Genomic DNA, 17,011 nt, shown 5'->3' with positions numbered 1-17,011 from the left:
GGCGCCGATGTTTCACGTGAAACATCGGCGCCGGCCGCTACGGGTATCCGGTTCATGTTTCACGTGAAACATCGACCCGGCGCCGGAGCAGCAGCGCCGTGAGGGCGTAGAGGACGGACACGCTCACGACCAGGGCGGCGGAGCGGCCGTCGGCCGGGAGCATCAGGGCGGCCACGGCGGCCGCGCCGACGAAGGCCACGTTGACCAGGACGTCGTAGACGGAGAAGACCCGCCCGCGGAAGTCGTCCTCCACCTGGGACTGGACGACCGTGTCGGTGGAGATCTTGACCCCCTGGGTGGCCAGTCCGAGGACGAACGCGGCGACGAGCATCGGCCCGGGGGCGAAGGCCAGCCCGAGGGCGGGGACCAGGAGGGCCGCCCCGGCGGCGCACAGGGCCATCCATCTGCGGGTGCCCAGCCGGCCGACGAACCAGGGGGTGACGACGGCGGCGGCGAAGAAGCCCGCTCCGGAGAACCCGATGGCCATGCCCAGCAGGGCCAGGCCGTCGGCCTCGTTGTCCGACCAGGCATAGCGGCAGAGCATGAGCAGCATCACGAACAGGGCCCCGTAGCAGAACCGCATCAGGGTGATCGCGGTGAGCGCTTGGGCGGCCTCGCGCCGGGCGGCCAGGTGCCGGAGCCCGTCGACCATGCCCCGCGCCGTGAGGGTGACCCCCTCGACGACCGAGGGATGGACGCTGCCCGGAGGATGGTCGGGTCCGAGGAGGCCGATGGCCAGCCGTAGGGCGGTCAGGCCCGCGCACAGGTAGAGGGCGGCGCCGAGGAGGACGACGAGGGCGTTCGAGTCGGAGACGAGCAGCCGTACGAGGAAGGCGAGCCCGCCGCCGGCGGTGGCCGCCAGGGTCCCGGCGGTGGGAGAGAGGGCGTTCGCGGTGACCAGCTGGCCGGGGCCGACGACCCTGGGCAGGGAGGCGGAGAGGCCGGCCAGGACGAAGCGGTTGACGGCGGTCACCGACAGGGCCGACGCGTAGAACAGCCAGTCGGGTGCGTGGACCACGATCAGCAGGCCGGTCACGCAGGCGAGGAGGGCCCGCAGCAGGTTGCCGTAGAGGAACACCTGTCGGCGGCGCCACCGGTCCAGCAGCACGCCGGCGAAGGGGCCGATCACGGAGTAGGGAAGCAGCAGTACGGCCATGGCCGAGGCGATGGCCGCGGGTGAGGTCTGCTTCTCCGGGGAGAAGACCACGTAGGCGGCGAGCGCCACCTGGAAGACCCCGTCGGCGGCCTGGGAGAGCAGCCGTACGGCCAGCAGGTTGCGGAAGTCCCTCAGGCGCAGGAGTACGCGCAGATCACCTACGACAGCCATGAGGGCAAGGGTCACACACGCCGAGGGTCCCCGGACACATTTGCCCGGGGACCCTCGGCGGAAGAGCAGTCGAAGACCAGATGTCCCTCAGGACCCTGGGGTTCGGCTAGCGCTCGACCTCGCCCTTGATGAACTTCTCGACGTTCGCGTAGGCCTCGTCGTCGAAGTACTGCACCGGCGGGGACTTCATGAAGTAGCTGGAGGCCGACAGGATGGGGCCACCGACGCCACGGTCCTTGGCGATCTTCGCGGCGCGCAGGGCGTCGATGATGACACCAGCGGAGTTCGGGGAGTCCCACACCTCGAGCTTGTACTCGAGGTTCAGCGGGACGTCGCCGAAGGCGCGGCCTTCGAGGCGGACGTAGGCCCACTTGCGGTCGTCGAGCCATGCGACGTAGTCGGACGGGCCGATGTGGACGTTCTTCTCGCCGAGCTCACGGTCGGGGATCTGCGAGGTGACGGCCTGCGTCTTGGAGATCTTCTTCGACTCCAGGCGGTCGCGCTCCAGCATGTTCTTGAAGTCCATGTTGCCGCCGACGTTGAGCTGCATGGTGCGCTCAAGACGGACACCGCGGTCCTCGAACAGCTTGGCCATCACGCGGTGCGTGATGGTGGCGCCGACCTGCGACTTGATGTCGTCGCCGACGATCGGGACACCGGCCTCGGTGAACTTGTCCGCCCACTCCTTGGTGCCGGCGATGAAGACCGGGAGGGCGTTGACGAAGGCGACCTTGGCGTCGATGGCGCACTGGGCGTAGAACTTCGCCGCGTCCTCGGAACCGACGGGGAGGTAGCAGATCAGGACGTCGACCTGACGGTCCTTGAGGATCTGGACCACGTCGACCGGAGCCTCGGTGGACTCCTCGATGGTCAGGCGGTAGTACTTGCCCAGGCCGTCCAGGGTGTGGCCGCGCTGAACGGTCACGCCCGCGTTCGGGACGTCGCAGATCTTGATGGTGTTGTTCTCGCTGGCGCCGATGGCGTCCGAGAGGTCGAGGCCGACCTTCTTCGCGTCGACGTCGAACGCGGCGACGAACTCGATGTCACGCACGTGGTAGTCGCCGAACTGGACGTGCATCAGACCGGGGACCTTGGCCGCCGGGTCGGCGTCCTTGTAGTACTCGACGCCCTGCACCAGCGAGGCGGCGCAGTTGCCCACGCCGACGATGGCTACGCGAACCGAACCCATTCCGGTTGCTCCCTGTTTGTTCTCGGAACGAGGCCTGCGAGATGCAGGCCTCACTTTGCAGTTTCGTCGGGCGGACCGGGTCGCATCTGATCCCGTCCCGCCCGCTCGCTCTCGATGAGCTCGTTCAGCCAGCGCACTTCACGCTCCACGGATTCCATTCCGTGGCGCTGCAGCTCAAGCGTGTAGTCGTCGAGGCGCTCCCGTGTCCGGGCGAGGGAGGCGCGCATCTTCTCCAGGCGCTCCTCCAGCCGGCTGCGGCGGCCCTCCAGCACGCGCATCCGCACTTCTCGTTCGGTCTGGCCGAAGAAGGCGAAGCGGGCGGCGAAGGACTCGTCCTCCCAGGTGTCCGGGCCGGTGTGGGAGAGGAGCTCTTCGAAGTGCTGCTTACCCGCGGCCGTCAACCGGTAGACGATCTTGGCGCGGCGCCCTGCGAGTGAAGCGGCGACGGCGTCTTCCGGGGCGCTGCCCGGCTCCTCGATCAACCAGCCGTTGGCGACCAGCGTCTTGAGGCAGGGGTAGAGAGTCCCGTAGCTGAACGCTCTGAAGACCCCCAGCGAGGTGTTGAGCCGCTTGCGCAGCTCGTACCCGTGCATGGGGGATTCGCGAAGCAGGCCGAGGACGGCGAACTCGAGGATGCCCGAGCGCCTGCTCATCCGCCTGCTCCTCTCTGCCTCTGAGTTTATGCCGAGCTGATGTATCGGCTCGATACATCCAGACGATAGAACGGGCCGCCTCCAGCGACAAGTGGTGACGTGGTGACCGGCGTCACATCACCAATTCGTACGACGCAGGTTGCCTGATTTGGGGTGAACTTCGGCACTGGTTGGGTTTTGACCGTGCGTAGTCTGTGCGGCAAGACACCGGGGGAACCGGAATCACCTGCCGCTTCCAGGCCACTCGCCTGCCCGAGGAGTAGTCGTTCGATGAGCGAGCACCGCCGCAAACCGCCGCAGCCCCAGGGCGGCGGCCGCGCCGCCCCCCGTCGGGCTGCCCAGCCGCACCCCGGACGGGGCTCCGGCCCCGGGCGGAACGTGCCCACCGCTTCGTCCGTCGGCCCGGCCGCCGGGCAGACCCCGCCGGGCAACCGGTCCGACGCCCGCCGGGCCGCCCAGCGAGGAGCCGCCGGCCGCGGCCGCCCAGGTGGCAAGGGGGGCAAGGGCGGCGGGCTCATCAACTACCCGCGGGCCGGGAAGGAGGGCTGGAAGCGTTTCGTGCCCTCCTGGAAGCTGGTCGGAGGCACGGCACTCGGCTTCTTCGCGGTCATCGTGGCCGGCGCCGGCATCGGAATCGCCAGCGTGGGCACGCCCGACCCGAACAAGGCGGCCCAGGCGCAGAACAACGTCTTCGAGTGGGCCGACGGCACTCAGATGGTCGCGACGGGCGGCTCCACGAACCGCCAGATCGTACCGATCGACCAGATTCCCGTGTCTATGCGGAATGCCGTGATCGCCGCGGAGAACCAGTCCTTCGAGACGGACAAGGGCGTCGACCCGATGGGCATCGCCCGTGCCGTGGTCAACATGGCCACCGGCGGTTCCACCCAGGGCGGCTCGACGATCACCCAGCAGTACGTGAAGAACATGTACCTGGACTCCGAGCAGACCCTGAAGCGCAAGGTCACCGAGCTCTTCATCGCGATCAAGCTGGGTGTGTCCAAGCCGAAGAACGACGTCCTCGCCGGCTACCTGAACACCGCCTACTACGGCCGGGACGCCTACGGCATCCAGGCCGCCGCTCGGGCCTACTTCGGCAAGGACGCCAAGGACCTCAACCCGTCCGAGAGCGCCTTCCTCGCCTCCATGCTCAAGGGCCCCAACCTCTACAACCCGGACGGCGGCGTCGGATCCGCGGCGACCCCCGAGGCCAACGAGAAGCGCGCCCGCGGCCGCTGGGCCTGGGTCCTCGACCGGGAGGTCGCGGTCGGGCGGATGGAACAGTCCGAGCGGGACAAGTACAAGGACTTCCCCGAGCGCGTCGACCTGGCGCAGGGCCGCGGTCTGACCGGCCAGATCGGCTACCTCGTCGACGTCGCCAAGTCGTACGTCATGAAGAGCGGCGACATCAGCGCCGAGAAGATGGCCCTCGGCGGCTACACGATCCGCACCACCTTCGAGAAGCCCCGGGTGGACGCGCTGGTCAAGGCGGTGGAGGACACCCGCAACGACTTCCTCGACGAGAAGGCCCGCCCCGAGTACGACACGTTCGTGCAGTTCGGCGCCGCCTCGGTCGACGTGAAGTCCGGCGCCATCGTCGCCCTGTACGGCGGTCCCGGCTTCGACCAGAAGCACTTCACCAACAACGCCAACACCTCCGGCGTCCCGGTCGGCTCGACCTGGAAGCCCTACGTGCTGGCCGCGGCCCTGGAGTACGGCACCCAGAACTCCAGGGGCTCGGGCATCTCGATCGACAGCAAGTACAACGCCGACGACCTCACGGTGATCAACAACCGCGAGGGCAAGCCGCTCCTCGACAAGGACGGCAAGCCGTTCCGGCAGAAGAACGAGAGCCCCGAGGCCCACGGCTACGTGACCCTCAACGAAGCGATGCGGCAGTCGATCAACGTGCCGTTCGCCCAGCTCGTCTTCGACGTCGGCCACAGCAAGGTCCGCTCCGTCGCGAAGTCCACCGGCATCCTGGAGGAGTCGATGGACGAGAACGACAACGCCTCCTTCGCCCTGGGCACCTCGACCCCCAGCGCCATCCGGATGGCCGACTCGTACGCCACCTTCGCCGCGTCCGGCACGCACCGCGAGCCCTACTCGGTGCAGACGGTCCAGAAGGACGGCAAGACCCTGCCCGGCTTCGGGCCTCCCAAGGAGGCCCGCGCCATGGACGACGCCGTCGCGAACAACATCACCAAGGTGCTCCAGAACGTCGTCGAGAACGGCACCGGCACCAAGGCGAAGAAGCTCGGCAGGCCGGCCGCCGGCAAGACCGGTACCACCGACCAGAACAAGTCGGCCTGGTTCGTCGGCTACACCCCGCAGCTGTCCACCTCGGTGACGCTCTTCCGCAACGACCCGAACGCCAAGGGCAAGGACCGCAAGCTGCTGTCCATGAACCACGTGGGCGGGGTCGACTCCATCCACGGTGGTGACATCCCGGCCGTGATCTGGACCGAGTACATGCGCGAGGCCCTCAAGGGCACCCCGTCCAAGGACTTCCCGGAGGCCGAGGACATCGGCGTCGTCGCGGACGCGGCCGGCGCCCCGACGCCCACGCCGCCTGCGGCTCCCTCGCCCTCGACCTCGCCCTCGACGTCCGCGTCGCCCTCGCCGTCGATGGTCTCCCCGTCGCCGTCCGACGGCGGCAAGCCGTCCTGCAAGCCGTGGAAGCTCTACTGCGACCCGCAGACGGCCGCCGGCACGGGCAACGGCGGGAACGGCAACGGCGGCAACGCCGGCGGCCTCCCCGCCGGCGGCACCACCGGACAGCCCACGACGCCCACCACGGGCCGGCCCGGCCGGCCCGGTGGAGTGACCAACTGGGGCGCCACCATCGGTGGCGGAGGCTGATCCCGCATCCGCCTCCACCCGGGAGGGCCGTCGCACCCCGTGCGGCGGCCCTCCCGCGCGTCCGGCCCGGTACGGCAGGATGAGCGCATGACCAAGGTGCACGAGGACCGTCCCGTACTGCCCACCCAGCAGGACGAGGTCGCCGCCGCCGGCAGCGAGCTCATCGGCGGCCCCATCGGCCGCCGCGCACGGATCGGCGGCCACTGGCTGGGACCGGTCCGCGTGGTGGTCCTCGTCGTCATCGGCATGTTCGCGCTCGGCATGGCGCAGAAGCTGCCCTGCTACGACTGGGCGTGGTTCCGGGGAGCGGGCTCGCAGTACACGCACGCCTGCTACTCCGACATCCCGCACCTGTACTCGGCCCGCGGCTTCGCCGACGGCCTCGTGCCCTACTTCGACCGCTTCCCCGACGTCGCGGTCGACCCGAAGTACGGCGGCATGCAGTACCTGGAGTACCCGGTGCTCACCGGTGCCTTCATGCAGGTCGCCGCGTGGCTGACGCCCTCGTCGGGAGCCGTCCAGCACCGCGAGCAGATGTACTGGATGGTCAACGCCGGCATGCTGATGGCCTGTGCGGCGGTGATCGCCGTCTGCGTCGCCCGCACCCACCGCCGCCGTCCCTGGGACGCCCTGCTCGTCGCCCTGGCCCCGGCGCTCGCCCTCAACGCGACCGTCAACTGGGACCTGCCGGCCGTCGCCCTGGCCGCCGTCGCGATGCTGATGTGGTCGCGCAGCCGTCCGTTGCTCGCCGGTGTCCTCATCGGCCTGGCGACCGCGGCCAAGCTCTATCCGGTGCTGCTGCTCGGGGCGCTGTTCGTCCTGTGCTGGCGCGCCGGCAAGTGGCGCGCCTTCGGAGCCACCGTCCTGGGCGCGGCCGTCTCCTGGCTCGTGGTGAACGCCCCCGTCATGTACTTCGCCTGGGACGGCTGGAAGCGGTTCTACGTCTTCAGCCAGGAACGGCCCATCGACTTCGGCTCCGTGTGGCTGCTGATCTCCCAGCGCACCGGAAACCCGCTGGAGGGGGCCAACACCTACGCGACCGGGCTGACCCTGCTGCTCTGCCTGGCGATCGGGCTGCTCACCCTGACGGCCCCCAGGCGGCCCCGCTTCGCCCAGCTGGCCTTCCTGGTCGTCGCGGCCTTCGTCCTGGCCAACAAGGTCTACTCGCCGCAGTACGTGCTGTGGCTGATCCCGCTCGCCGCGCTGGCCCGGCCGCGCTGGCGGGACTTCCTGATCTGGCAGGCCGGCGAGATCGTGTACTTCCTCGGGATCTGGTTCTACCTGGCCTACACGACCAGCGGGGACAAGCACCAGGGCCTGCCGGTGGAGGGGTACCAGCTGGCGATCGTCGCCCACCTGCTGGCCACGGTCTACCTGTGCGCCGTCGTCGTACGGGACATCCTGCTGCCCGAGCGGGACGTCGTACGGCGCGACGGCTCGGACGACCCCTCCGGAGGCGTCCTGGACGGAGCCGAGGACGCGTTCGTGCTCTCGGACAGGGCGAAGGCGCCGCAGTACGCGACGCCTTCCGAGGGACAGCGGGTCGACTGGGGCACGGACCCCGGGCACTGAGCGGTCCGGCCGCACCGGCCGGACCGTCCGGTGCGGATCAGGCGTCGATCGCCCGGTCGAACTGCGTGGTGGTGTGCCGCAGGTGCGCCACCAGCTCGTCGCCGACCTTCGGCTCGGTCGCGTCCGAGGGCACGAACAGGATCGACACCTGCATGTGCGGGGGCTCGGCGAACCAGCGCTGCTTGCCCGCCCACACGAAGGGCGAAAGGTTCCGGTTGACGGTGGCCAGGCCGGCCCGGGCGACGCCCTTGGCGCGCGGCATCATCCCGTGCAGGGCCTTGGGGGCCTCCAGGCCCACCCCGTGCGAGGTGCCGCCCGCGACCACGACCAGCCAGCCGTCGGAGGCGGCCTTCTGCTGCCGGTAGCCGAACCGGTCGCCCTTGGCCACCCGCGTGACGTCCAGGACCGCGCCTCGGTACTGGGTCGCCTCGTGGTCGCCCAGCCACAGCCGGGTGCCGATCCGGGCCCGGAAGCGGGTCTGCGGGAACTGCTGCTGGAGCCGCCCCAGCTCCTCGGCCCGCAGGTGGCTGACGAACATGGTGTGCAGCGGCAGCCGGGCCGCGCGCAGCCGGTCCATCCAGCCGATGACCTCCTCGACGGCGTCCGAGCCGTCGGGGCGGTCCAGGGGCAGGTGCAGGGCGAAGCCCTCCAGCCGGACGTCCTCGATCGCCGACTGCAGCAGTCCCAGGTCCTGCTCGGAGATGCCGTGGCGGCGCATCGAGCTCATGCACTCGATGACCACGCGGGCGCCGACCAGACCGCGGACCCCGTCCACCGAGGAGACCGAACGGATCACCCGGTCCGGCAGCGGTACGGGCTCCTCACCCCGCCGGAACGGGGTGAGGACGAGCAGGTCGCCACCGAAGTGGTCCTTGATGCTGGCGGCCTCGTACGTCGTTCCGACGGCCAGGATGTCGGCGCCCATGCGGGTCGCCTCCTCGCACAGCCGCTCGTGGCCGAAGCCGTAGCCGTTGCCCTTGCAGACGGGGATCAGCCCGGGGAACTGATCGGTGATCTGCTTCTGGTGCGCACGCCAGCGCGCGGTGTCGACGTAGAGCGTGAGCGCCATGCCCGTCCGGAGCCTCTCTGGAAAGCTGCGTGGTGCAGCGGTGCGGTGTGTGGATGCGGCGGGGTCAGCGGCGCGACATGTAGATGTCGAGCGCCTTGTGCAGCATCTTGTTGAGCGGGAAGTCCCACTCGCCGACGTACTCGACGGCCTCGCCGCCCGTGCCGACCTTGAACTGGATCAGGCCGAACAGGTGGTCGTTCTCGTCCAGCGTGTCGCTGATGCCGCGCAGGTCGTAGATGCTCGCGCCGAGCGCGTACGAGTCGCGCAGCATGCGCCACTGCATCGCGTTCGAGGGGCGGACCTCGCGCTTGTGGTTGGCGGAGGCGCCGTACGAGTACCAGACGTGCTGGCCGACGGTGAGCATCGTGGCGGCGGCCAGCGGCTCCCCCTCGTGCTTGGCGATGTACAGGCGCATCCGGTTGGGGTCCTCGGAGTTGAGGGCCGTCCACTGGCGCTGGAAGTAACTGAGCGGGCGCGGGCGGAACTTGTCGCGCTCGGCGGTGATCTCGTAGAGGTACTGCCAGGTCGGCAGGTCCTCGTAGCCGCCCTGGACGACCTCGACGCCGGCCTTCTCGGCCTTCTTGATGTTGCGGCGCCACAGCTGGTTGAAGCCCTTGAGGACATCGTCCAGCGAACGGTTCGCCAGCGGCACCTGGAAGACGTAGCGGGGCTGGACGTCACCGAAGCCGGCGCCGCCGTCCTCGGCCTGCTGCCAGCCCATGCGGCGCAGCTTGTCGGACACCTCGAAGGCGCGGGGCTCGATGACCGAGGCCTCCACGTCACGCAGGCGCTTGACGTCCGGGTCCTGGATTCCGGCCTTGATGGCGGCGGAGTTCCAACGGCGGATGACGACCGGAGGGCCCATCTTCACCGTGAAGGCGCCCTGGTTCTTCAGGTGCGCCAGCATCGGCTGGAGCCATTCCTCCAGATTCGGTGCGTACCAGTTGATGACCGGGCCCTCGGGGAGGTACGCGAGGTACCGCTTCACCTTGGGCAGCTGGCGGTACAACACCAGCGCGGCACCGACGAGTTCACCGGACTTGTCGAACCATCCGAGGTTCTCCGAGCGCCACTCGTTCTTGACGTCGGCCCATGCCGGGACCTGGCAGTGGCTAGCCGAGGGCAGGCTCTGGAGGTAGGCCAGATGCTGCTCTCGGCTGATGGTGCTCAGGGACAGGCTCATGCGGGGTGTCTCCTCCGGCGGCTTCGCTGGCTATGGCGCGAAGCCTACTGCGACAGGGGCGCCACCCATCTGGGGGACGGGCCGTAGCCCGGGCCGGCGTGTGGCCGGCGCCCCGTCGCGGAGGTCCCCCGGTCAGCCGATCCAGCCGCCGAAGAGGCCCCCGTGGGCCATGCCGAGGAAGAAGCCGATGGCAGACGCGCCAAGGCCGATGATCAGTGCGAAGCGCTCGCGTGTCGTGGCGGAGATGAACTGTCCGTACAGCCCGGTCACGATCCCGACCAGCCCGGTCCAGGAGGTGAGCAGGTGCAGATTGTCGAAGAACGCAGTGACGAACGCCACGGCGCCGAGGATCAGGGTGACCGCCACCAGGGTGTCCTGGAGCGGGTGGGGCTTGCCGTCGGTCGAGAGGAGGGAGATCGACTGGGAGGACTGGCGTCGCATTGCCTGTGCCATCGGAAGGCACCTCCTGGCTGCAGCAGAGCGGTGCTGCGGGGCCGCCCCCGGCGGCGCCGGAGGGCATAGCACCGAGCACACCCGGTGCTTACAGATTGTGGCCCTCTCCTGCCGGATTTCAACCGGAAGGAGTCGACGGGGTAGTCTGTACGGTCTGCGCGGTGTCTGCTCTCGGACGCCGTGCGGCACGCATCACGACCCTCCTGCCACGGAACGACCGTGGCCGCTGAGTCCAAAGGAGGTGGGTTCCACATGCGTCACTACGAAGTGATGGTCATCCTCGACCCCGATCTGGAGGAGCGCGCTGTCGCCCCCCTGATCGAGAACTTCCTCTCCGTCGTCCGTGAGGGCAACGGAAAGGTCGAGAAGGTCGACACCTGGGGCCGTCGTCGTCTCGCTTACGAGATCAAGAAGAAGCCCGAGGGCATCTACTCGGTCCTCGACCTGCAGGCCGAGCCTGCGGTCGTCAAGGAGCTCGACCGCCAGATGAACCTGAACGAGTCGGTTCTCCGGACCAAGGTCCTTCGCCCCGAGACCCACTGAACTTCGGTTCAGCGGTAATCGGGACCGAGTAGCACAGCAGCCCAGCAGCAATCCCCGCCGAGAGGTTCATCCATGGCAGGCGAGACCGTCATCACGGTCGTCGGCAATCTCGTCGACGACCCCGAGCTGCGCTTCACCCCCTCGGGTGCGGCGGTCGCGAAGTTCCGTGTCGCGTCCACCCCCCGCACCTTCGACCGTCAGACCAACGAGTGGAAGGACGGCGAGAGCCTGTTCCTGACCTGCTCGGTGTGGCGGCAGGCGGCCGAGAACGTCGCCGAGTCCCTTCAGCGGGGCATGCGCGTCATCGTGCAGGGCCGGCTGAAGCAGCGGTCGTACGAGGACCGTGAGGGTGTCAAGCGCACGGTCTACGAGCTGGACGTCGAGGAAGTCGGCCCCAGCCTGAAGAACGCCACGGCCAAGGTCGCCAAGACCACCGGTCGCGGTGGCCAGGGTGGATACGGCGGCGGCGGTCAGCAGCAGGGTGGCGGCGGCTGGGGCGGAGCCCCCAGCGGTGGCGCCCCGCAGGGCGGCGGAGCTCCCTCCGACGACCCGTGGGCGTCCAGCGCGCCGGCCGGTGGCCAGCAGCAGGGCGGCGGCGGGGGCGGCTGGGGCGGAAGCTCCGGCGGCTCCGGCGGTGGCTACTCGGACGAGCCGCCCTTCTAAGGGCAGCTCCATCCCCACTTCTTGATCACACAGGAGAGACACAATGGCGAAGCCGCCTGTGCGCAAGCCTAAGAAGAAGGTCTGCGCATTCTGCAAGGACAAGACCGCGTACGTGGACTACAAGGACACGAACATGCTGCGGAAGTTCATTTCCGACCGCGGCAAGATCCGTGCCCGCCGCGTTACCGGCAACTGCACGCAGCACCAGCGTGACGTCGCCACGGCCGTGAAGAACAGCCGTGAGATGGCGCTGCTGCCCTACACGTCCACCGCGCGATAAGGAAAGGGTGACCGACTAATGAAGATCATCCTGACCCACGAGGTTTCTGGCCTCGGTGCCGCCGGCGATGTCGTCGACGTCAAGGACGGTTACGCTCGCAACTACCTGGTCCCGCGGAACTTCGCGATTCGCTGGACCAAGGGTGGCGAGAAGGACGTGGCGCAGATCCGCCGCGCCCGCAAGATCCACGAGATCGCGACCATCGAGCAGGCCAACGAGGTCAAGGCCAAGCTCGAGGGCGTGAAGGTCCGTCTGGCCACCCGCGCGGGTGACGCCGGCCGTCTCTTCGGTTCCGTCACCCCGGCCGACATCGCCACGGCGATCGAGGCGTCCGGTGGCCCGAAGGTCGACAAGCGTCGCGTGGAGCTGGGCTCCCCGATCAAGACCCTCGGTTCGTACCAGGTCTCCGTGCGTCTGCACGCCGAGGTCGTCGCGAACGTGGGCGTCGAGGTCGTCGCCGCCTGAGGCAGCGAATGAAGGGCCGCACCCTCCGGGGTGCGGCCCTTCGTCATGTCCGGGTGGCTCCACAGCGATGTTTCACGTGAAACGAGCCGTGCCCTCCGGTCAGCGGGCGGCTCCGGTGACCAGCCACCTGCCGGAGCGGGCGCGCAGCTGGAGGGTGACCATCCGGACCAGCATCATCAGGGTCATGGCCCACCAGAGGGCGGTCAGGCCCCCACCGAGGGCCGGGACGAGCAGGGCGGCGGGCGCGAAGACGGCGAGGGTCAGCAGCATCGCCCCGGCGAGGTAGCGGCCGTCACCGGCGCCCATCAGCACGCCGTCGAGGACGAAGACGATCCCGCAGACCGGCTGGGCCAGCGCCACGACGAGCAGGCCGGGCAGCAGGGCGTCCTCGACGGCGGGGTCGCCGGTGAAGAGCGGGATGAACACCGGGCGGGCCAGGACGACCAGCAGGCCCAGCACGAGGCCCGCGCCGATGCCCCACTGGACCATGCGGCGGCACACGGCCTTGGCGCCCGCGCTGTCCCCGGCGCCCAGGTGGCGGCCGATGATGGCCTGCCCGGCGATCGCGATGGCGTCCAGGGCGAAGGCGAGCAGGCTCCACAGGGACAGCAGGATCTGGTGGGCGGCGATGTCGGCGTCCCCCAGCCGCGCCGCCACGGCAGTCGCGATCATCAGGATGGCGCGCAGGGACAGGGTGCGGACCAGCAGCGGAACGCCTGCCTGGGCACAGGCGCGGATGCCGGCCGGGTCGGGGCGCAGTGAGGCCCGGTGGCGGCGGGCGCCCCGGACGACCACGACGAGGTAGGCGGCGGCCATGGCGCACTGGGCGGCGACGGTGCCCCACGCGGAGCCGGCGATGCCGAGGCCCGCGCCGTAGACCAGGGCCACGTTCAGGGCTCCGTTGAGGGCGAAACCGCCGATCGCCACGTAGAGGGGCGTACGGGTGTCCTGGAGGCCGCGTATGACGCCGGTGGCCGCCAGCACCACGAGCATGGCGGGGATCCCGAGCGCGGATATGCGCAGATACGTTTCTGCGTACGGGGCGACGGTGTCCGAGGCGCCGAAGAGCGAGACGAGCCAGGGCGCGCCGGGCAGGACCGCGGCGACGACGGCCCCGCCGAGCAGCAGGGCGAGCCAGATGCCGTCCATGCCCTGCCGGATGGCGGCCCGGAGGTCGCCCGCTCCGACCCTGCGGGCCACGGCCGCGGTGGTGGCGTAGGCGAGGAAGACGAAGACGCTCACCGCCGTGGTGAGCAGTGCGGCCGCGATGCCGAGGCCGGCCAGCTGGGGGGTGCCGAGGTGTCCCACGATGGCGCTGTCGGCCATCACGAAGAGGGGTTCGGCGACGAGCGCGCCGAAGGCCGGGACGGCGAGGGCGAGGATCTCGCGGTCGTGCCGTCTCGGGGCAGCCTTCTCAGCGGTGGGGGCCTGTGTCATGCGCTCAATCTAATCTTCCACAGGTAATGGATGCAAGGGTATTTGGATCCTTACCAATGCGCTGACTTGGGCGTTCTTCCCACCCCGTTGGAGGCGATCTTGAGACAGTGGCCAAGAATTTTCTTCCCCACAGCCTGCGGAAGGAGAAACTGCAGGTCAGATAGGGTGGTGGGGTGGGTCAGGTGATTTTGTCCACAGTGTCGTCCCCCGGTCCGTGCACAGCTTCGCGTGAGTTACCCACAGCATTGGCTCCGTCGTCCACATCTCATCCACACAGCCTGTGGATAACAAGATTGGCTGACGTCGCCCGCGGCCCTACCGTTGTGCGTTGCCCGACGCGCCGAACGCCGATCCGGGTGTCCCAAATGTCAGAGCCGTGTCGTAGAAAGAGTGACACGGCGAGGTCCGCGTTGCGGACGGGAGGAGGCGGCCCGGTGAGCATGCCCGAGCCCATGGACGACCCCTGGGCCGACAGCGGTCCCAGTGACCGTCTGCCCGCCCGTACGCGCCGGAACGCCGAGGGCCGCGGCCGCGGGGACGAACAGCAGGACCGGGGCCGCGAGGGCGGCTCCTGGGACGGTGGCGGGGGCGGCTTCGAGCGCGTCCCCCCGCAGGACCTCGACGCCGAGCAGTCGGTGCTCGGCGGCATGCTGCTCTCCAAGGACGCGATCGCCGACGTGGTCGAGGTCCTCAAGGGCCACGACTTCTACCGTCCTTCGCACGAGACGATCTACCAGGCCATCCTCGACCTGTACGCCAAGGGCGAGCCGGCCGACCCCATCACGGTCGGCGCGGAGCTCACCCGGCGCGGAGAGATCAGCAAGGTCGGCGGGGCCTCGTACCTGCACACCCTGGTGCAGTCCGTGCCGACCGCGGCGAACGCCGAGTACTACGCCGAGATCGTCCACGAGCGAGCCGTCCTGCGCCGCCTGGTCGCTGCCGGCACGAAGATCACGCAGATGGGATACGCGGCGGACGGCGACGTCGACGAGATCGTCAACAGCGCCCAGGCCGAGATCTACGCCGTCACCGAGCAGCGGACCTCCGAGGACTACCTCCCGCTCGGCGACATCATGGAGGGCGCGCTCGACGAGATCGAGGCGATCGGCTCGCGCTCCGGCCAGATGTCCGGGGTGCCCACGGGCTTCACCGACCTGGACTCCCTGACCAACGGCCTGCACCCGGGCCAGATGATCGTCATCGCCGCGCGTCCCGCCATGGGCAAGTCGACGCTCGCGCTGGACTTCGCGCGGGCCTGCTCCATCAAGAGCAACCTGCCGAGCGTCATCTTCTCCCTCGAAATGGGCCGCAACGAGATCGCGATGCGTCTGCTCTCGGCGGAGGCCCGGGTGGCGCTGCACCACATGCGCTCGGGCACCATGACCGACGACGACTGGACCCGGCTCGCCCGGCGGATGCCCGACGTCTCGGCCGCCCCGTTGTACATCGACGACTCGCCCAACCTGTCGATGATGGAGATCCGGGCCAAGTGCCGTCGGCTCAAGCAGCGCAACGACCTCTCCCTCGTCGTCATCGACTACCTCCAGCTGATGCAGTCGGGTGGCTCGCGCCGGCCCGAGAGCCGCCAGCAGGAGGTCTCGGACATGTCCCGAAACCTCAAGCTGCTGGCCAAGGAGCTGGAGGTGCCGGTGATCGCGCTGTCCCAGCTGAACCGTGGTCCCGAACAGCGCACCGACAAGAAGCCGATGGTCTCCGACCTGCGTGAATCGGGTTCCATCGAGCAGGACGCCGACATGGTGATCCTGCTGCACCGCGAGGACGCGTACGAGAAGGAGTCCCCGCGCGCGGGCGAGGCGGACCTGATCGTGGCCAAGCACCGTAACGGCCCGACGGCCACCATCACGGTGGCCTTCCAAGGCCATTATTCGCGGTTCGTGGACATGGCCAACACGTAGCATCCGGCCATGGACGCCCTTGCTGAAGATCTGGAACTGCTCCCCTCCACCCGGCGCGTGCTGAGGCACCGGCTCGCCGTCGCGCAGAGCGAGGGACGCTCGCCGTCCCTGGTGGCTGCCGTCTCGCGGGGTGGGGAGGTGGTCTGGGAGGGCTCCCGGACCTCGGTCGAGGGCCACGGTCCGGACGGGGACGTGCAGTACCGGATCGGGTCGATCACCAAGACCTTCACGGCCGTTCTGGTGATGCGGCTGCGCGACGAGGGCCTGCTGGACCTCTCGGACCCGCTGGGGCGGCACCTGCCCGGTACCGGTGCCGACGAGGTGACCGTGGCCCAACTGCTCGCCCACACGAGCGGACTGGCGGCCGAGACCCCGGGCCAGTGGTGGGAGCGTTCCTCTGCCGAACTGCGGCCCGGGCTGGCCGAGGTGCTCGGTGAGGAGCCCTTCAAGCACGCTCCCGGACGCGTCCACCACTACTCGAACCCCGGTTACACGCTGCTGGGTTCCCTCGTCGAGGCACTCCGGGGGAAGCCGTGGGAGCAGGTGCTGCGCACCGAGGTGCTGGAGCCGTTGGGGCTGGACCGGACGAGCGGCGAACCGCGCACCCCGCACGCGGGCGGCTGGGCGGTGCATCCGTGGGCGGACCTGATGATGCCCGAGCCCGCCGAGGACCTCGGGGTGATGGCCGCGGCCGGGCAGCTGTGGTCCACGACCGGGGACCTCACGCGGTTCGCCGCGTTCCTGCTGCGGGGTGACGAGCGGGTGCTGAGCGCGGAGAGCGTACGGGAGATGCGCGCCGCTGCCGCTCCCGCCGCCCCCGGCAGCGCCGACGCCGGCTACGGGCTGGGCCTCCAGCTGAACGTCTGCGACGGTCGTCGGCTCGTCGGCCACGGCGGTTCCCTGCCGGGATTCGTGGCGGGGCTGTGGCTGAGCGAGGAGGAGGACCTGACGGCAGTCGTCCTGGCCAACTGCACCTCGGGGGTGCCCGCTTCGACGGTGGCCACGGACCTGATCGGAATCGTGGCGGAGGCGGAGCCGCGCTTCCCCGAGCCGTGGCGGCCGTTCCGGGAGGACGACCGGGTGCCGCTGGAGCTGACCGGAATCTGGTACTGGGGAACCGCCGCGCACGTGCTGAGGCTGCGCGCGGACGGCTCGCTGGAGCTGGGCCCGGCCGGTGTGACCGGCCGCGCGGCCCGGTTCCGCGCTGAACCGGACGGCAGCTGGACGGGCCTGACCGGCTATTACGCGGGGGAGACCCTGCGTGCCGTCCGGCGGGACGACGGTACGCCGGGCCACCTCGACCTCGGGTCGTTCGTGTTCACGCGAGAGCCCTACGACCCCGAGGCCCCGGTGCCCGGAGGGGTGGACCCGCAGGGCTGGCGCGGCATCGGCTGACGTG

The 17,011-nt window shown here is 69.6% G+C and carries 15 protein-coding genes; 8 read left to right on the top strand and 7 right to left on the bottom strand.

All coding sequences use genetic code 11. From position 1 onward, the window contains the following. Window positions 1-52: 52 nt before the first annotated feature. From ABZW32_RS07145 to ABZW32_RS07135, 3 genes are all read right to left on the bottom strand, one after another. Window positions 53-1,327 carry an MFS transporter gene (locus tag ABZW32_RS07145; protein ID WP_356212298.1) on the bottom strand — a complete coding sequence of 425 codons (1,275 nt, stop codon included), beginning with the start codon at window positions 1,325-1,327 and terminating at the stop codon, window positions 53-55. 106 nt (window positions 1,328-1,433) lie between these two features. Continuing rightward, a complete protein-coding gene (locus ABZW32_RS07140; RefSeq protein WP_356212295.1) occupies window positions 1,434-2,516 on the bottom strand; it encodes an inositol-3-phosphate synthase in 1,083 nt (360 codons plus the stop codon). A 50-nt stretch (window positions 2,517-2,566) separates the two neighbouring features. Beyond that, entirely contained in the window at window positions 2,567-3,169 is a 603-nt protein-coding gene (locus ABZW32_RS07135) for a helix-turn-helix transcriptional regulator (protein ID WP_356212293.1), read from the bottom strand. A gap of 270 nt (window positions 3,170-3,439) precedes the next feature. Between ABZW32_RS07135 and ABZW32_RS07130 the strand changes: the two genes are divergently transcribed. Both ABZW32_RS07130 and ABZW32_RS07125 read left to right on the top strand, forming a co-directional pair. Continuing rightward, the gene (locus tag ABZW32_RS07130) at window positions 3,440-6,031 is read left to right on the top strand and encodes a transglycosylase domain-containing protein (protein ID WP_356212290.1); all 2,592 of its coding nucleotides are present in this window, start codon (window positions 3,440-3,442) and stop codon (window positions 6,029-6,031) included. An 87-nt stretch (window positions 6,032-6,118) separates the two neighbouring features. Then, window positions 6,119-7,603: a glycosyltransferase 87 family protein gene (locus ABZW32_RS07125; RefSeq protein WP_356212287.1), complete on the top strand. Its 1,485-nt coding sequence runs from the start codon at window positions 6,119-6,121 to the stop codon at window positions 7,601-7,603. A 37-nt stretch (window positions 7,604-7,640) separates the two neighbouring features. Here the strand turns inward: ABZW32_RS07125 and ABZW32_RS07120 are convergent, their stop codons facing one another. The 3 genes from ABZW32_RS07120 to ABZW32_RS07110 all read right to left on the bottom strand — a co-directional run bounded on the left by ABZW32_RS07120 (window position 7,641) and on the right by ABZW32_RS07110 (window position 10,308). Beyond that, entirely contained in the window at window positions 7,641-8,672 is a 1,032-nt protein-coding gene (locus tag ABZW32_RS07120; protein ID WP_356212285.1) for an alanine racemase, read from the bottom strand. 64 nt (window positions 8,673-8,736) lie between these two features. Continuing rightward, on the bottom strand, window positions 8,737-9,855 hold the full coding sequence (locus ABZW32_RS07115; RefSeq protein WP_266840346.1) for a peptidoglycan bridge formation glycyltransferase FemA/FemB family protein: 1,119 nt from the start codon (window positions 9,853-9,855) through the stop codon (window positions 8,737-8,739). Between the two features lie 132 nt (window positions 9,856-9,987). After that, a complete protein-coding gene (locus ABZW32_RS07110) occupies window positions 9,988-10,308 on the bottom strand; it encodes a hypothetical protein (RefSeq protein WP_356212282.1) in 321 nt (106 codons plus the stop codon). A 252-nt stretch (window positions 10,309-10,560) separates the two neighbouring features. Here ABZW32_RS07110 and rpsF point away from each other — a divergent pair, with 252 nt between their 5' ends. From rpsF to rplI, 4 genes are all read left to right on the top strand, one after another. Further along, window positions 10,561-10,851 (top strand): 30S ribosomal protein S6, encoded by a 291-nt coding sequence (gene rpsF, locus ABZW32_RS07105; protein WP_007265254.1) that lies wholly within the window; start codon window positions 10,561-10,563, stop codon window positions 10,849-10,851. 72 nt (window positions 10,852-10,923) lie between these two features. Next, the gene (locus ABZW32_RS07100; RefSeq protein WP_356212279.1) at window positions 10,924-11,514 is read left to right on the top strand and encodes a single-stranded DNA-binding protein; all 591 of its coding nucleotides are present in this window, start codon (window positions 10,924-10,926) and stop codon (window positions 11,512-11,514) included. Between the two features lie 43 nt (window positions 11,515-11,557). Further along, window positions 11,558-11,794 carry a 30S ribosomal protein S18 gene (rpsR, locus tag ABZW32_RS07095; protein WP_005315025.1) on the top strand — a complete coding sequence of 79 codons (237 nt, stop codon included), beginning with the start codon at window positions 11,558-11,560 and terminating at the stop codon, window positions 11,792-11,794. An 18-nt stretch (window positions 11,795-11,812) separates the two neighbouring features. Continuing rightward, a complete protein-coding gene (gene rplI, locus ABZW32_RS07090) occupies window positions 11,813-12,259 on the top strand; it encodes a 50S ribosomal protein L9 (protein WP_030225238.1) in 447 nt (148 codons plus the stop codon). A 99-nt stretch (window positions 12,260-12,358) separates the two neighbouring features. Here rplI and ABZW32_RS07085 read toward each other — a convergent pair whose 3' ends face one another. Then, the gene (locus tag ABZW32_RS07085) at window positions 12,359-13,696 is read right to left on the bottom strand and encodes an MATE family efflux transporter (protein ID WP_356212275.1); all 1,338 of its coding nucleotides are present in this window, start codon (window positions 13,694-13,696) and stop codon (window positions 12,359-12,361) included. Window positions 13,697-14,148: 452 nt separating this feature from the next. On the opposite strand from ABZW32_RS07085, the gene dnaB reads away from it, so the two are divergent. Both dnaB and ABZW32_RS07075 read left to right on the top strand, forming a co-directional pair. Continuing rightward, window positions 14,149-15,612, top strand: a complete 1,464-nt coding sequence (gene dnaB, locus ABZW32_RS07080) for a replicative DNA helicase (RefSeq protein ID WP_356212318.1) — start codon at window positions 14,149-14,151, stop codon at window positions 15,610-15,612. Window positions 15,613-15,621: 9 nt separating this feature from the next. Further along, complete coding sequence (locus tag ABZW32_RS07075; RefSeq protein WP_356212272.1) at window positions 15,622-17,007, top strand: serine hydrolase domain-containing protein; 1,386 nt, start codon at window positions 15,622-15,624, stop codon at window positions 17,005-17,007. Window positions 17,008-17,011 lie beyond the last annotated feature (4 nt).

This window comes from Streptomyces sp. NPDC004667 (assembly GCF_040609475.1).
Classification (GTDB): domain Bacteria; phylum Actinomycetota; class Actinomycetes; order Streptomycetales; family Streptomycetaceae; genus Streptomyces.
The sequence above is the reverse complement of the archived record's forward strand: the minus strand, read 5'-3'. Positions and strand labels throughout refer to the sequence as shown.

Coding starts and splice junctions, on each gene's coding strand:
- ABZW32_RS07120 (WP_356212285.1), bottom strand. CDS start 8,672: ATGGCGCTCACGCTCTACGTCGACACCGCGCGCTGGCGTGCGCACCAG.
- ABZW32_RS07125 (WP_356212287.1), top strand. CDS start 6,119: ATGACCAAGGTGCACGAGGACCGTCCCGTACTGCCCACCCAGCAGGAC.
- rplI (WP_030225238.1), top strand. CDS start 11,813: ATGAAGATCATCCTGACCCACGAGGTTTCTGGCCTCGGTGCCGCCGGC.
- ABZW32_RS07085 (WP_356212275.1), bottom strand. CDS start 13,696: ATGACACAGGCCCCCACCGCTGAGAAGGCTGCCCCGAGACGGCACGAC.
- ABZW32_RS07130 (WP_356212290.1), top strand. CDS start 3,440: ATGAGCGAGCACCGCCGCAAACCGCCGCAGCCCCAGGGCGGCGGCCGC.
- rpsF (WP_007265254.1), top strand. CDS start 10,561: ATGCGTCACTACGAAGTGATGGTCATCCTCGACCCCGATCTGGAGGAG.
- ABZW32_RS07135 (WP_356212293.1), bottom strand. CDS start 3,169: ATGAGCAGGCGCTCGGGCATCCTCGAGTTCGCCGTCCTCGGCCTGCTT.
- ABZW32_RS07115 (WP_266840346.1), bottom strand. CDS start 9,855: ATGAGCCTGTCCCTGAGCACCATCAGCCGAGAGCAGCATCTGGCCTAC.
- ABZW32_RS07140 (WP_356212295.1), bottom strand. CDS start 2,516: ATGGGTTCGGTTCGCGTAGCCATCGTCGGCGTGGGCAACTGCGCCGCC.
- rpsR (WP_005315025.1), top strand. CDS start 11,558: ATGGCGAAGCCGCCTGTGCGCAAGCCTAAGAAGAAGGTCTGCGCATTC.
- ABZW32_RS07110 (WP_356212282.1), bottom strand. CDS start 10,308: ATGGCACAGGCAATGCGACGCCAGTCCTCCCAGTCGATCTCCCTCCTC.
- ABZW32_RS07075 (WP_356212272.1), top strand. CDS start 15,622: ATGGACGCCCTTGCTGAAGATCTGGAACTGCTCCCCTCCACCCGGCGC.
- ABZW32_RS07100 (WP_356212279.1), top strand. CDS start 10,924: ATGGCAGGCGAGACCGTCATCACGGTCGTCGGCAATCTCGTCGACGAC.
- ABZW32_RS07145 (WP_356212298.1), bottom strand. CDS start 1,327: ATGGCTGTCGTAGGTGATCTGCGCGTACTCCTGCGCCTGAGGGACTTC.
- dnaB (WP_356212318.1), top strand. CDS start 14,149: ATGGACGACCCCTGGGCCGACAGCGGTCCCAGTGACCGTCTGCCCGCC.